This is a genomic window from Hydrogenophaga sp. ZJX-1, from assembly GCF_048590325.1.
In the GTDB taxonomy this organism is placed as follows: Bacteria; Pseudomonadota; Gammaproteobacteria; order Burkholderiales; family Burkholderiaceae_C; genus Hydrogenophaga.
Genome location: NZ_JBMBRA010000010.1, coordinates 89,670 through 102,163, shown reverse-complemented (window position 1 = coordinate 102,163; position 12,494 = coordinate 89,670). Strand labels below are relative to the sequence as shown.

Annotated in this window: 16 protein-coding genes; 9 read left to right on the top strand and 7 right to left on the bottom strand. The window is 69.3% G+C overall.

Features of this window, described 5'->3' with window-relative positions:
• Window positions 1–2: 2 nt before the first annotated feature.
• The 8 genes from ACN5W5_RS22670 to ACN5W5_RS22635 all read left to right on the top strand — a co-directional run bounded on the left by ACN5W5_RS22670 (window position 3) and on the right by ACN5W5_RS22635 (window position 5,245).
• Window positions 3–350 carry an EamA family transporter gene (locus ACN5W5_RS22670; protein WP_420050698.1) on the top strand — a complete coding sequence of 116 codons (348 nt, stop codon included), beginning with the start codon at window positions 3–5 and terminating at the stop codon, window positions 348–350.
• Window positions 347–508, top strand: a complete 162-nt coding sequence (locus ACN5W5_RS22665) for a hypothetical protein (protein ID WP_420050697.1) — start codon at window positions 347–349, stop codon at window positions 506–508. Before ACN5W5_RS22670 ends, ACN5W5_RS22665 begins: the two co-directional genes overlap by 4 nt.
• Before the next feature lie 137 nt (window positions 509–645).
• Window positions 646–1,395: an SDR family NAD(P)-dependent oxidoreductase gene (locus ACN5W5_RS22660; protein ID WP_420050696.1), complete on the top strand. Its 750-nt coding sequence runs from the start codon at window positions 646–648 to the stop codon at window positions 1,393–1,395.
• Between the two features lie 40 nt (window positions 1,396–1,435).
• The gene (locus tag ACN5W5_RS22655) at window positions 1,436–2,014 is read left to right on the top strand and encodes a BON domain-containing protein (protein ID WP_420050695.1); all 579 of its coding nucleotides are present in this window, start codon (window positions 1,436–1,438) and stop codon (window positions 2,012–2,014) included.
• Window positions 2,011–2,550 carry a ferritin-like domain-containing protein gene (locus ACN5W5_RS22650; RefSeq protein ID WP_420050694.1) on the top strand — a complete coding sequence of 180 codons (540 nt, stop codon included), beginning with the start codon at window positions 2,011–2,013 and terminating at the stop codon, window positions 2,548–2,550. Before ACN5W5_RS22655 ends, ACN5W5_RS22650 begins: the two co-directional genes overlap by 4 nt.
• 250 nt (window positions 2,551–2,800) lie before the next feature.
• Window positions 2,801–3,397, top strand: a complete 597-nt coding sequence (locus ACN5W5_RS22645; protein WP_420050693.1) for an NnrU family protein — start codon at window positions 2,801–2,803, stop codon at window positions 3,395–3,397.
• Window positions 3,398–3,471: 74 nt separating this feature from the next.
• Entirely contained in the window at window positions 3,472–4,596 is a 1,125-nt protein-coding gene (locus ACN5W5_RS22640) for a PQQ-dependent sugar dehydrogenase (RefSeq protein ID WP_420050692.1), read from the top strand.
• A gap of 364 nt (window positions 4,597–4,960) precedes the next feature.
• On the top strand, window positions 4,961–5,245 hold the full coding sequence (locus ACN5W5_RS22635) for a hypothetical protein (protein WP_420050691.1): 285 nt from the start codon (window positions 4,961–4,963) through the stop codon (window positions 5,243–5,245).
• 16 nt (window positions 5,246–5,261) lie between these two features.
• Here ACN5W5_RS22635 and ACN5W5_RS22630 read toward each other — a convergent pair whose 3' ends face one another.
• From ACN5W5_RS22630 to ACN5W5_RS22600, 7 genes are all read right to left on the bottom strand, one after another.
• Window positions 5,262–5,453, bottom strand: coding sequence for a hypothetical protein (locus ACN5W5_RS22630; protein WP_177138852.1), 192 nt, complete (start codon window positions 5,451–5,453; stop codon window positions 5,262–5,264).
• Window positions 5,454–5,863: 410 nt separating this feature from the next.
• Window positions 5,864–7,159, bottom strand: a complete 1,296-nt coding sequence (gene egtB / locus ACN5W5_RS22625) for an ergothioneine biosynthesis protein EgtB (RefSeq protein ID WP_420050690.1) — start codon at window positions 7,157–7,159, stop codon at window positions 5,864–5,866.
• Window positions 7,156–7,713: a methyltransferase domain-containing protein gene (locus ACN5W5_RS22620; RefSeq protein WP_420050689.1), complete on the bottom strand. Its 558-nt coding sequence runs from the start codon at window positions 7,711–7,713 to the stop codon at window positions 7,156–7,158. The genes egtB and ACN5W5_RS22620 overlap by 4 nt, the downstream gene beginning before the upstream one ends.
• Window positions 7,714–7,818: 105 nt before the next feature.
• Entirely contained in the window at window positions 7,819–8,646 is an 828-nt protein-coding gene (phnE, locus tag ACN5W5_RS22615; protein WP_420050688.1) for a phosphonate ABC transporter, permease protein PhnE, read from the bottom strand.
• Window positions 8,643–9,491, bottom strand: a complete 849-nt coding sequence (locus ACN5W5_RS22610; protein WP_420050687.1) for a PhnE/PtxC family ABC transporter permease — start codon at window positions 9,489–9,491, stop codon at window positions 8,643–8,645. The genes phnE and ACN5W5_RS22610 overlap by 4 nt, the downstream gene beginning before the upstream one ends.
• Before the next feature lie 96 nt (window positions 9,492–9,587).
• The gene (locus ACN5W5_RS22605; protein WP_420050686.1) at window positions 9,588–10,418 is read right to left on the bottom strand and encodes a phosphonate ABC transporter ATP-binding protein; all 831 of its coding nucleotides are present in this window, start codon (window positions 10,416–10,418) and stop codon (window positions 9,588–9,590) included.
• Window positions 10,419–10,433: 15 nt separating this feature from the next.
• Window positions 10,434–11,297 (bottom strand): putative selenate ABC transporter substrate-binding protein, encoded by an 864-nt coding sequence (locus ACN5W5_RS22600; protein WP_420050685.1) that lies wholly within the window; start codon window positions 11,295–11,297, stop codon window positions 10,434–10,436.
• A 164-nt stretch (window positions 11,298–11,461) separates the two neighbouring features.
• On the opposite strand from ACN5W5_RS22600, the gene egtD reads away from it, so the two are divergent.
• Window positions 11,462–12,463, top strand: a complete 1,002-nt coding sequence (egtD, locus tag ACN5W5_RS22595) for an L-histidine N(alpha)-methyltransferase (RefSeq protein WP_420050684.1) — start codon at window positions 11,462–11,464, stop codon at window positions 12,461–12,463.
• Window positions 12,464–12,494: the final 31 nt, after the last annotated feature.

Genomic DNA, 12,494 nt, shown 5'->3' with positions numbered 1-12,494 from the left:
CGATGGGCAAGCCGGTGTGGGCGCTGTCCACGGGGCCATGGCGTCAGGTGGCGCTGCTGGGCGAAGGCTTCATCGTCGTCGCGGCTTTCGTGCTCTCGGCCGCCAGCATCCATGGCAAGCGCGTGTCGCAGCGGCTGGACCCGATGGTCATGACCGCCTGGCAGCTCGCCATTGGCGGGCTGGTGCTGCTGCTGGGCGGGCTGGCCGGTGGCGGCGCCATCACAGGCTGGGGCGTTGGCTCGCTGGCCTTGCTGGGCTACATGGCGGTGCTCTCAGCGGCGGCCTTTGCGCTCTGGGCCGCGCTGCTCAAGCACAACCGGGTGGGGCAGGTCACGGTGTTCAACTTTTGATCCCGGTGTTCGGCGCGCTGCTCTCGGCCCTGTTCCCGGGCGAGACGGTGCTCGAATGGCGCAACCTGATCGCGCTGGTGCTGGTGCTGGTGTGCGGGGGCATCTGGCTGGTTACCACCGAAACCGCTGCGGCGTCGGCGCCCGCGCCAGCGGGCTGACCCAGCGCTTGGTCTGGCAGCGCACAGACGCCCGGCGCTCCGACACCTAAGGTCCATCCACATCCCCGCTGTTGGCTCGCACCAGCGGCGGGGTCTGCAGCGTGCAGCCCCGGGCTGCACCCCTTCGGATGGAACCCATGCTGAAAAACAAAGTGGTGCTCGTCACCGGTGCCGCCTCGGGCATCGGCCGGGCCATTGCCCTCACGGCCGCGCGCGAAGGCGCGCTGCTGGTGCTGTCGGACATCGACGCCGACGCCGGCGTCGAAACCGGCGCGATGGTGCGCTCCCAGGGCGGCGAGTCGCTGTTTGTGGCGGCCGACGTCGGCAGCGCCGACGAGTGCCAGGCCCTGGTGTCCCAGGCCATGGCGCATTTCGGCCGCCTCGACGTGGCCTGCAACAACGCCGGCATCGGCGGCGCCGCCGCGCCGCTGGCCGACTACCCGCTCGACGCCTGGGCGCAGGTGATCAACATCAACCTCAACGGCGTGTTCTACGGCATGCGCGCGCAGATCGCGGCCATGTTGCTCCATGGCGGCGGCTCCATCGTCAACGTGGCGTCGATTCTGGGCGCGGTCGGCTTTGCCACCGCGTCGGCCTACACCGCGGCCAAACACGGCGTGGTGGGCCTCACGCAGGCCGCCGCCCTCGAATACGGCGCCCAGGGCGTGCGCGTCAACGCGGTCGGTCCCGGCTTCATCCACACGCCCATGATCAGCGGCCTCGAAGACGACCCGGCGGTCAACGCCCTGCTGGTGGCGGCCCACCCGATCGGTCGCCTGGGCCGCGCCGAGGAGGTGGCCGAACTCGTGGTCTGGCTCGCCTCGGAACGGGCGTCGTTCGTGACCGGCTCCTACTACCCGGTGGACGGCGGCTACCTCGCCCGCTGAACCCGCCTCCCCACCCTTCTTTTTTTTCTGGAGTACCCCAATGACCCAACGCAAACCGACATTCATCCTGGCCAGCAGCCTCATCGGCCTGGCCGCCCTGACGCTGGCGGCCTGCAACAAGCCACCCGTGATGGTGCAGGAACCCGCGCCGAGCATCACGCTGGGCACCCAGGTGGACGATGCCGTCATCACCTCGGGTGTCAAGTCCGCCTTGCTGGGCGACGAAGCGATCAAGAGCTTTGACCTGCAGGTCGAGACCCGCAAGGGCACCGTGCAGCTCAGCGGCTTTGTCGACAACCAGGCCCAGATCGACCAGGCGATCGCCGTCACGCGCAGCGTGGCCGGTGTGACCGAAGTTGAGAACGGCGTCACGCTCAAGGGAACCCCCAGCACCGTGGGCACCAAGATCGATGACGCGAGCGTGACCGGCCGCGTCAAGACCGCGCTGCTGGCCGACCCCGACATCAAGAGCTTCGACATCAGCGTGGTCACCTTCAAGGGCGAGGTGCAGCTCACCGGCTTTGTGAACAACCAGGGCCAGATCGACCAGGCCAGCAAGCTCGCCGGCGTCGCCGAAGGTGCCACCAGCGTCAAGAACGAACTGATGGTCAAACAATGAACCACGCCCACAAACTCACCGACGTCGCCACCCTGCGCAGCCAGGCCCGCCAGCACATCGAAGCCGGTGCCGTGACCGCCGGCTACAACGCCAACCGCGACCAGGTGGTCAAGCTGCTCAACGAAGCGCTGGCCACCGAGATCGTCTGCGTGCTGCGCTACCGGCGCCACCACTTCATGGCGCGCGGCATTCACGGCCAGAGCGTGGGGGCCGAGTTCCTGATCCACTCCAACGAGGAGCAGGGCCACGCTGACCTGCTGGCCGCGCGCATCGTGCAGCTGGGCGGTGAGCCCGACTTTTCGCCCGACAGCCTGAGCCAGCGCAGCCACGCCGAATACGTGGCCGGCGACACGCTGACGCAGATGATCCGGGAGAACCTGGTGGCCGAGCGCATCGCCATCGACAGCTACCGCGACATGGTCCTGTACCTGGGCGACCAGGACCCGACCACCAGCGTGCTGCTCAAGCAGATCCTGGCGGTGGAAGAAGAACACGCCGACGAACTGGCCGATCTGCTCGAAGGCATGAGCGGCTGAGGTAACCCCCCGCAGCGCTTCGCGCTACCCCCCGGGGGGGCGGCACTGGCCGTCTGGCGAAGCCAGCCCGGCGGTGCCCTGGGCTTGGGAACCTCGCATGTCTCCGGTCTCGCGCTCCGGCGCCGGGCTTGCAGGCACGGTTCATTGATCAGCAAGACCCGGCACGCTGCGGACTTGAGCCCAAGCCGCTACAGTTCGCCCCAAGCGGGGCGCGGTGCCTTGCGGCCCGGTCTGGGCACAGGAGTTCAACATGGTGTGGCTGGTTCTGGGTCTGGTGCTGTTTCTGGGCGTGCACAGCATCGCCATCGTCTCGCCCACGGGGCGCGACCGGCTCGCCGCGGGCATGGGCGAGAACGCCTTCAAGGGCCTCTATGCGCTGGTCTCGTTCGCAGGTCTGGGGCTGATCGTCTGGGGCTACGGCCTGTCGCGCGAGACGCCCGTGCTGCTCTATGCCTTGCCGGGCGGCTTTCGCCACCTGGCCGCGCTGTTGCTGCTGCCGGTGTTCGTGCTGCTGCTGGCGGCCTACCTGCCGGGGCGCATCAAAACCCTGACGAAACACCCCATGCTGCTGGCCGTCAAGCTCTGGGCGCTGGCGCACCTGCTGGCCCAGTCGGTCACCGGCGGCACGCTGGCCGATGTGCTGCTGTTCGGCGGCTTCTTGGCCTGGGCCGTGGCCGACCGCATCTCGCTCAAGCGCCGCGCTTTGGCCGGCGCCTTGCGCCCCGTGCCCGCGTTGCCGGCCGGTGGCGCCAACGACGCCATCGCCTTGGTGGGCGGGCTGGCGCTGTACGCGCTGTTCGTGTTCTGGGCCCACGCCTGGCTGTTTGGCGTGCGCCCGTTCGGCTGAGTGGCCGAGCCGCTGAACCGGGAACCCGTGAGCCCGGTTCAGGCACCAACCGGTTTCACCTGGAGGGCCTTGTCATGCGCTTGCCGATATTGATCCCGATCCAGCGCCTCGCGCTGCTGGTGTTCGCCGTGCTGGCCACCACGGCCCACAGTCAGACAGCGGCGTTGCGCGTGGAGGTGGTGGCCAGCGGTCTGCAGAACCCCTGGGGCGTGGCCTTCATCGACGGTGGCCGTTTCCTTGTGACCGAACGGCCGGGCCGGATGCGTGTGGTGGCGGCCGACGGCCGGCTGGGCGAACCGCTGGCCGGTTTGCCGGAAGTGGATGCGGGCGGGCAGGGCGGTCTGCTCGACGTCATCACCGACAGCGGTTTTGCCCGCAACCGCACCGTGTACTTCTGCTACGCCGAGCCGGGCGCGGGCGGCAATTCCACCGCGCTCGCTTCGGCACGGCTGTCAACCGATTCCACACGCCTCGAAGCGGTGAAGGTGATCTTCAGCCAGGCGCCGAAGTTCAGCAGCCGGGCCCACTTCGGCTGCCGCATCGTGGAGACGCCCGACGGCCTGCTCTTCCTCACCCTGGGCGACCGCTTCAGCCGCAAGGACGACGCGCAGACGCTGGACAACCACCACGGCAAGGTGGTGCGCATCGCCAAGGACGGCAGCGTGCCGCCCGGCAACCCGTTCGTGGGCCGCGCCGGAGCCAAGCCCGAAATCTGGAGCCTGGGCCACCGCAACCTGCAGGGCGCCGCACTCGGCCCCGACGGGCGGCTCTGGACCAGCGAACACGGGCCGCAGGGCGGCGACGAGATCAACCGCCCGGAGGCCGGCAAGAACTACGGCTGGCCCGTCATCACCTACGGCGAAAACTACGGCGGCGGTGCCATCGGCGAGGGCATCACCGCCAAGGCCGGGCTGGAGCAGCCGGTGTTCCAGTGGACACCGTCGATCGCACCATCGGGTCTCGCTTTCGTAAAGGGTGAACGCTACGGCAAGGCCTGGCAGGGCAACCTGCTCGCGGGCTCGCTCAAGTTCCGCTACCTGGTGCGGCTGGAAGTCAGCGGCGGCCGCGTGGTGAAAGAAGAACGCCTGCTGCCCGACCTCAACGCGCGCGTGCGCGATGTGCGCGAAGGCCCCGACGGCTTCATCTACCTGTTGACCGACGAGCGCAACGGGCGACTGTTGCGGCTGCTTCCGGGCTGAGGTGGTCAGCATCCCGGCCCCGGCGCGACCGCTGTGCACCGGGCGGTCCCTTGGGGCTTGGCGCCCGATCGATTCCCCGCTGGTGCGTTCCAGCAAAACCGTTGACCCACGCCGCCCGCCGACCGTCCCCCTGCTGCTTTTCAATTGCGACCGGCTCGCCGCGGCGCATCAGCGCCTGGCCCGCCGCGCCGACAACCACGCCGAGCTGTACCACCACACCCGCTTCGGTGTCTGGTAACTCCGGCTGATCCGCCGCCTGGTGGAGCCCTTCGAGCGTTGGGTGCGGGCACGGCTCGGGCCCGGGGTGCCCAGGCCTTCATGCGCCACCAGATCCCGAGCGTGCTGCCGCCCACGGCGCAGGCGCGTGCGCTCGCCGTGGTGCGGCTTCCTGCTGGCCGTGGGCTTCACGCACGGCCTGTTCAACATGATGGCCGGCTGCACCCTCCAGCCCGATCGCGACCTCACCGGTCCCGACGCACCCCGCGTGCTCGCGGTGGACGCCGACGCGAAGATGGCCGATGGGGTGCTCAAGCCCGACTTTGGCCACTGGGTCAGCTTGTCGCGCGAATTCCGCGGGCGCGCCGTCCACGCGGGTTGCCGCGAGACGCTGGCGCAGGCCGGTGCCTTGCGCGCGCTGCACGCGGTTTGAACTGCGGGGGCTGGGTTCAGATCCTGGGGTTCTTCGGGGTGTCCGTGGTGGGCTTGCCGTCGTCATCGAGATCCGGGTTGGGCTTGATGGCCGGAGAACCAGCGCCGGGAGCGTCTTCGATGTTGTCTTCCACCATGTCGAGAAACTCATCCACTTCGTCGGTTGAGTGCCTGGATGGCTCAATGTGGGCCGTTTTTTCGCGGGTCATGGGGTTTCCTTTCGGTTGGGGGAGCGGGGCCTTTGGCGGCTGTGCAATGCGCTTCCGTTGACCAGGTCTTCAGAAGCTGCGACAAGCCGGCGCAGAGCCCCCAATAGGGGCAGATTCGGGGCCGCCTGTCTGTTCGCCAGCGAACCATCAGGGTCCTGCGGCCGCCGGTTGGCCGGTATGAGCGCTGGCGCACAGATCAGATGCAGCGCCGCCGCTAATGTGAGGGTGGCGGTGCCGTGCCTGAGCGGTGAATGCGCCGCATCACATCCCACCTACGCGAAGGAAAACTCTCATGAACAGCATCATCTACATCGTCGGCCTGGTCGTGGTCGTTCTGTTCGTCCTGTCCTTTTTCGGCCTGCGCTGAGGCGCCGACGTCGTTCCATGGGGTGCCTTGATGGAACGCTGGATCAAAGATCCTTCGCCAGGCGCACGCCGCTGAACTGCCAGCGCGCGTCGGTGGGGAAGAAGTTGCGGTAGCTGGCGCGGATGTGCGAGCGCGGCGTGGCACACGAGCCACCGCGCAGCACCATCTGGTTGACCATGAACTTGCCGTTGTATTCGCCCACCGCGCCGGCCCAGGGGCGGTAGCCAGGGTAGGGGGTGTAGGGGCTGGCGGTCCATTCCCAGACATCGCCGCCCATCTGGCGCGGGCCGGGTGTCCTGCGCGCCAGCGGCATCGGGTGCAGGGCGCCGCTCTCCAGGAAGTTGCCCTGTTTCTGCCAGGTGTCGCCCAGTGCCTGGGCGGCAAACTCCCACTCGGTCTCGGTCGGCAGGCGCAGCGCCAGCCCGTCCTGCGCGCCGCGCCAGCGCGCGTAGGCGTCGGCCTCGAACCAGCTGATGTGCACCACCGGGGTGTGCGGGTCCAGCGGCACGCGGCCGTGCAGCGTGAAGTTGGTCCAGCCGCCGTCGGTGGCCTGCCAGTAGAGCGGCGCAACGGCCTGTTGCGCCTGCACCCAGTCCCAGCCCGCCGCCATCCACCAGCGCGGGTCGCGGTAGCCACCGCCGTCCATGAAGGCCAGCCAGTCGCCGTGGGTCACCAGCCGGTTGGCCAGGGCGTAGGGCCGCAGCAGCACGGCGTGGCGCGGGGCTTCGTTGTCGAATCCGAAACCGGCACCCGCGTGCCCCACCTGGGCGATGCCACCGGCGTATTCCACCCAGTCCACCGGCGTGGCGACCACGCTGCTCAGCGGCCATTGCGGGTGGTAGACCGGGTCCAGCGGGTTCATCGCCAGCAGGTGCTTGATGTCGGTGAGCAGCAGCTCCTGGTGCTGCTGCTCGTGCTGCAGGCCCAGCTCCATCAGCTCGCGCAGCTCGGGTTTGTCCGTGCGCGACAGCAGGGCGGCGATGCGCGTGTCCACATTCGCGCGGTAGGCCTTGACTTCGGCGAGGCCAGGCCGCGTGACCAGGCCGCGCTGCGGGCGCGGGTGCTGCTCGCCCACACCCTGGTAGTAGCTGTTGAACAGCACGCGAAAACCGGGGTGGAAAGGCTGGAAGCCGGGTTCGTAACGTTCCAGCACGAAGGTCTCGAAGAACCACGTCACGTGGGCCAGGTGCCATTTGGTCGGGCTGGTGTCGGGCATGGACTGGACCTGGCAGTCGGCCTCAGACAGGGGCTCGGCCAGCGCGAGCGTCTGGGCGCGCACGCTGGCGTAGCGCCGGGCCAGGTCGGTGGGGGCGGTCTGGGGGGCCGGGGTCGCGGTCATCGGGGTGCTCCTTTCAGCGTGGCGCTGGCGATGTAGCCCATGCCCCATTGCGTGATGTTCCAGCGGAAGTCCTTGCATGGAGCGGTCAAGCGGATCCAGGGTTCCCACAGGTCGGCGGCCCGGGCGTTGCAGGGCCGGTCTTTCAGCCAGGCCAGCAGGTTGAGCGGGCCGGTCCACCAGGGGAAGTCCTTGATGCCCGCCATCGCCACGCGCGCACCCGGCTTCACCTGGCGCAGGATGTTGGCCACCGCCGCCGGGCTGCGGCAGATGTCGTGCGTGTGGTTGGCGAGCATCGCGTCGTCCAGCGCCGGCAGCTGCACCGTTTCGGCCGCTGCGCTGGCGTGCCACACGTTGGCCCAGTCTTCGCGCTGCACGCGTTGCTGTGCCAGCGCGAACATGTCGGGGCGCTGCCCGAAGACCAGCACCCGGCCGGTGCCGCCCACGCCCGCGCGCAGCGGCGCACAACTCAGGCCGGTGCCGGCGCCCACGTCGGGCACGGCCTGGCCGGGTTGCAGCTGCAGCAGCACGATGGAGATGTCGTTGCCGGTCGTCATGTCCACCTTGTTCGTTGGGACGTCGTGGAACTTGCGGAACCCCGCGCGGGGGGGCAGGATACAGGCCTTGGGCGCAGATGACGAGGGTCCGGTGCCGGGCGGTCTTCAGCGCGTGAGCAGGCGCCGCGAGCCGTGGCTGGCGGCGTCCACGAAGGCCACGAGCAGCAGCATCGCGGCCAGGATGGTGGCGGTCTTGCCCATGTGGAACAGGCCCATGTGAAAGGCCAGCAGCTGGCCCAGGCCGCCCGCACCCACCACGCCCAGCACCGCCGCGGCGCGGATGTTGTTTTCCCAGCGGTAGAGCGTGTAGCTCATGAGCTGCGGAAGCACTTGCGGCAGGGTGGCGTAGAGGAACACGCGGCCGTTGCCCACGCCCTGCGCGCGCAGGGCATCGCCGGGGCCGGGCGGGGCGTTTTCGATCGCTTCGGCGAACAGCCGGCCGAGCACGCCGGTGGTGTGTAGCGCCAGCGCCAGCGTGCCGGCAAACGGGCCCAGCCCGGCGGAGATCAGCAGCAGCGCGGCCCACACCAGCTCGGGGATGCTGCGCAGCGCGTTGAGCAGCAGGCGCGTGGGCGCGCGACTGTGGGCGGCATCGCCCTCGTGCAGGCGACTGGCGGGCAGCGCCAGCGCCAGCCCGGCCAGCGCCGCCAGCAGCGTGCCCAGCGCCGACATGGCCAGCGTTTCCCAGGTGCCGAGCGCGACCTTTTTCAGGAACGCGGGCGATGTGTCGGGCGGCACGAACTCGGCCAGGAAGCGGCCCATGCTCTGCGCCGCTTCGAGCGACAGGAACTGGGCCCATTGCAGGTCGAGTGACCAGAAGCTCGCCACCACCAGCAGCAGCAAGCCGGCGCTGAACCAGCAGGCCTTGCAGCGCGCACTGAACAGCGGCGGCGGCAGCCGGTAGGTCTGGTTGGCGGCCTGGGGCTTTTTCATCCCAGCGACCTCCGCAGCCCCGCGCTCACGCGGTCGGCGAGCGCGACGAGCGCCATGAACACCAGCAGCATGGTGGCGACCTCGCCGCCGTTGAACATCTTCATCGAGTTGTCCATCTGCTGGCCCAGGCCGCCCGCGCCCACGAAGCCCAGCACCACCGACGAGCGGATCGCGCACTCCCAGCGGTAGACCGTGTAGCTGGTGAGCTCGGCCGCGCTGGCCGGCAGCAGACCGTAAAAGAAGGCCTGCAGGCGCCCGCTGCCATTGCGCAGCAGGTTCTGTGTGGCATCGGTTTCGCCGCTTTCCAGGATCTCGCCGTACACCTTGCCCAGCATGCCGCCGTAGGTCAGCGCGATCGCCAGCACACCGGCCGTGGGGCCGAGGCCGACCACGCGCACAAACACCAGCGCCCACACCAGCTCGGGGATACTGCGCAACACGACCAGCAGCCAGCGCACGCTCTGGCGCAGCCAGAAAGGGCCGCGGGCCATCGGGCCGGCCAGCGCCGAAATCGACAGCACGCGTGTGGACATCAGGGTCAGCGGCAGCGCGATGATGAGCGCCAGCGTCATGCCGGCGGTGGCCATGGCGACCGTGCGCCAGGTTTCGCGCGCCACCATCGCGAGAAACTCGCCGCCGTGGGCCAGCGGCCAGAAGCTGCCGATGAAATGCCCGCTGACCTGGAGGCTCTCGGGCGCCAGCAGCACCCAGGGTTTGAACTCGGTCGCCACCAGCAGCGGCCACAGCAGCACCAGCGCGGCCAGGCTCCAGAACACGCGGCCGAGCCAGGCCGGGTCGCGCGTGGGCGGAAGGCGCAAGCGCAGCTCAGCCATGGCGAGGTGCATGAACCCAGCAGCAACCGCAGAACCGGCTTTGCCGGGCGGCTGGTTGCGCCCCCCTGGAGGGGGATGACTCGAAGCGGCGCGGGGGGTGTTTCATGATCACCGGCAGTGCATGGCCACGGGTTGTGGTGTGGGCGGCGGTGCCGCGTCGAGCGGGGCCGGGCCGTGCAGCTCGTCTTCGTGCTGGTCGTACAGGCGGGCCAGGTGCTCGCGTGTGACCTGTGCCGCCGGCAGATCAAAAGCCAGCGCGCCGTCGCGCAGGCCGACGATGCGGGGGAAATGTTCGAGGGCGACTTCCACCTGGTGCAGCGTGGTCACCAGCGTGGCACCGTGCTCGCGCGCGCCCGCCAGCAGCGTGTCGATGGCCTGGCGCGCACGCGCCGGGTCGAGCGCCGACAAGGGTTCGTCAATGAGCCAGAGCGAGGCGGGCGCGAGCAGTGCGCGTGCCAGCCCCACGCGCTGGCGCTCACCCCCCGAGAGGCGGTCGACGCGCTCGAAGAGTTTGTCGGCGAGATCGAAGCGGTCCAGTGCCTCGAAGGCCGTCGGAATGTCGACCGGGTAGAACAGCGAGCGCAGGCTCTGCCACAGGCCCATGGCCGGCAGGCGGCCGGCGAGCACGGCCGTCACCACGCGCTGGCGCGGCGGCAGCGGCGGCACCTGCGGCGCCAGAAAGAGGCGTCCGCGCAAGCGCTGCAGGGCACTGCGCGGCAGTTGCCAGGGCGACGCGCCATCCAGCTGCAGCGTGCCGGCCTGCAGCGGCATGGCGCAGGCGATCACCTGCAGCAGCGTCGTCTTGCCCGCGCCCGAGGGGCCGATCACCGCCACCTGCTCGCCGTGGGCCACGCGCAGCGTCAGTCCCAGGAGGGTGGGCGCCGCGCCCGGTCGGGCGGCGGGGTGGCGGGCGCTGACGCCCTGCAGGTCGATGTTCAAGCGCGGGGCTCCGGGTCAGAGCAGGCTGCCGCTGCGCGCGGCCGCTTCGATGCCTTTGTAGTTCTCGGCCTTGGTCGGCACGAACTTGCTGGCGCGTTGCAGGTCGAGGATCTGCTTGCCTTCGGGTGTGGCCGGGCTCAGCGCGAGGAAGGCGTCGGACAGCTTCTGGCGCGTGGCGGCGGGCATGTCGGCGTGCACCGACCAGTTGTAGTCAAAGTAGGGCGGCGTGGTGTAGATCACGCGCACCTTGGTGGTGTCGACCTTCTTGTCGGCGACGAACTTTTCCCACACCGAGATGTTGAGCGCACCGCCCTGCACCTTGCCCGAAGCCACGGCCGCAATGGTCGCGTCGTGCGCGCCGCTGTAGGCCACGCGCCTGAAGTCCTTGTCGGGGTTGAGGCCGGCTTCCATCAGGAAACTGCGTGGCATCAGGTGGCCGCTGGTGGAGCTTTGCGAACCGAAGGACACGTCCTTGCCCTTGAGGTCGGCCAGGGTCTTGACGGCCGGGTCGCTGGTGATGAAGACCGACTTGAACTTCTCGTCTTCCGCGCGCTGCACCAGCGGGATGATCTTGCCGCCCGAGCGCGCATGGGCCTGCACGAAGGTGAATCCACCGAACCAGGCCATGTCGACCTTCTTGTTGACCAGGGCTTCCACCGAGGCCGCGTAGTCGGTCACGGGGATGTATTCGACCTTCATGCCCAGCTGGGTTTCGAGGTACTGCATCAGCGGGCCGGCCTTGCGGGCGAGCTCGGTGGGCGACTCGTCGGGGATGGCGGTGACGCGGAACACCTGCTGCGCTTGCGCGAGGGTGCAGAGGCCCAGCACGGCGCAGGTCAAGAGTGCGCGAGCGGTGCGTGAATAAAACGGTGGGTTCATGGTGGTATCCGGTAAAGAGGGATGGGGAGGCGTATTAAACCGCGATACGGCGGCGGTGCGCCGGGTGGGGCCATGCGGGGATTCCCCTGAAAGAAAAGCCGGATTCTGCCGGCCGCTGAGACGGTCCACCCGGTATAACCCGGTCTGAACGGAGACCACCACGCATGCCCATCGACACACCCACCGCCCATTTTGTGCAGATCCATCGCGAAGACCTGGCGGCCGTGCAGGCCGAGCTGACCGCGGGGCTGAAACAGACGCCGCCGCGCGTGGCGCCCAAGTTCTTCTACGACGCGCTGGGCTCACGCCTGTTCGACGCCATCACCGAGCTGGCCGAGTACTACCCCACGCGCACCGAGGCCGCCATCTTCCGCGAGCACGGCGCCGCCATGGCGCAGCAGGTGCCGGCGGGTGCGGTGCTGGTCGACCTGGGCGCGGGCAGCTGCGCCAAGGCCGCGCGGCTGTTCCCCGTCTTGCGGCCGGGCGCCTATGTGGCGGTGGACATTTCGGTGGACTACCTGCGCGAGGCCATGGGTGAACTGCGGCAGCGCCACCGCGCGATACCCATGCTGGGGCTGGGCATGGACTTCTCCGCCGAGCTGGCGCTGCCGCCCGCCGCCACCGACTGGCTGGCGCGGCACGACCTCAGCACCGCGCCGGTCTGCGTGTTCTACCCCGGTTCCAGCATCGGCAACTTCAACCCCGCCGAGGCGCTGACCCTGCTGCGCCAGGCGCACGCCGTGTGCGCCGCGGGCGGGCCAGGCGGCGGCATCCTGATCGGCGTCGACCGGGTGAAAGACAAGGCCATCCTGGAGCCCGCCTATGACGATCCGCTGGGCGTGACGGCGGCCTTCAACCGCAACCTGCTGCTGCACACCAACGCCCTGCTGGGCACCGACTTCGCGCCCGCGCGCTGGCAGCACGTGGCCTTTTTCAACGAGGCCGATTCGCGCATCGAGATGCACCTGCAGTCCGACGGCGCGCAGACGGTTCGCTGGCCCGGCGGCGAGCGCCACTTCGCCGACGGCGAGCGGGTGCACACCGAGAACTCCTACAAGTGGCAACCGGCCGATTTCGACGCGCTGCTGCGTGAAGCGGGCTTCGGCCCGTCCACCCACTGGAGCGATGCGCGCGGCTGGTTCAGCGTGTTCTTCGCGCCCGTCTGAACGGCTGGCTGGGGTTCCGTCCCCCCCAGGG

Bases quoted from the DNA above. Each gene is read 5' to 3' on its own strand.
- ACN5W5_RS22600 (WP_420050685.1), bottom strand. From the start codon at position 11,297: ATGAACCCACCGTTTTATTCACGCACCGCTCGCGCACTCTTGACCTGC.
- ACN5W5_RS22645 (WP_420050693.1), top strand. From the start codon at position 2,801: ATGGTGTGGCTGGTTCTGGGTCTGGTGCTGTTTCTGGGCGTGCACAGC.
- ACN5W5_RS22655 (WP_420050695.1), top strand. From the start codon at position 1,436: ATGACCCAACGCAAACCGACATTCATCCTGGCCAGCAGCCTCATCGGC.
- ACN5W5_RS22670 (WP_420050698.1), top strand. From the start codon at position 3: ATGGGCAAGCCGGTGTGGGCGCTGTCCACGGGGCCATGGCGTCAGGTG.
- ACN5W5_RS22640 (WP_420050692.1), top strand. From the start codon at position 3,472: ATGCGCTTGCCGATATTGATCCCGATCCAGCGCCTCGCGCTGCTGGTG.
- ACN5W5_RS22620 (WP_420050689.1), bottom strand. From the start codon at position 7,713: ATGACGACCGGCAACGACATCTCCATCGTGCTGCTGCAGCTGCAACCC.
- phnE (WP_420050688.1), bottom strand. From the start codon at position 8,646: ATGAAAAAGCCCCAGGCCGCCAACCAGACCTACCGGCTGCCGCCGCCG.
- ACN5W5_RS22650 (WP_420050694.1), top strand. From the start codon at position 2,011: ATGAACCACGCCCACAAACTCACCGACGTCGCCACCCTGCGCAGCCAG.
- ACN5W5_RS22660 (WP_420050696.1), top strand. From the start codon at position 646: ATGCTGAAAAACAAAGTGGTGCTCGTCACCGGTGCCGCCTCGGGCATC.
- egtB (WP_420050690.1), bottom strand. From the start codon at position 7,159: ATGACCGCGACCCCGGCCCCCCAGACCGCCCCCACCGACCTGGCCCGG.
- ACN5W5_RS22630 (WP_177138852.1), bottom strand. From the start codon at position 5,453: ATGACCCGCGAAAAAACGGCCCACATTGAGCCATCCAGGCACTCAACC.
- egtD (WP_420050684.1), top strand. From the start codon at position 11,462: ATGCCCATCGACACACCCACCGCCCATTTTGTGCAGATCCATCGCGAA.
- ACN5W5_RS22610 (WP_420050687.1), bottom strand. From the start codon at position 9,491: ATGCACCTCGCCATGGCTGAGCTGCGCTTGCGCCTTCCGCCCACGCGC.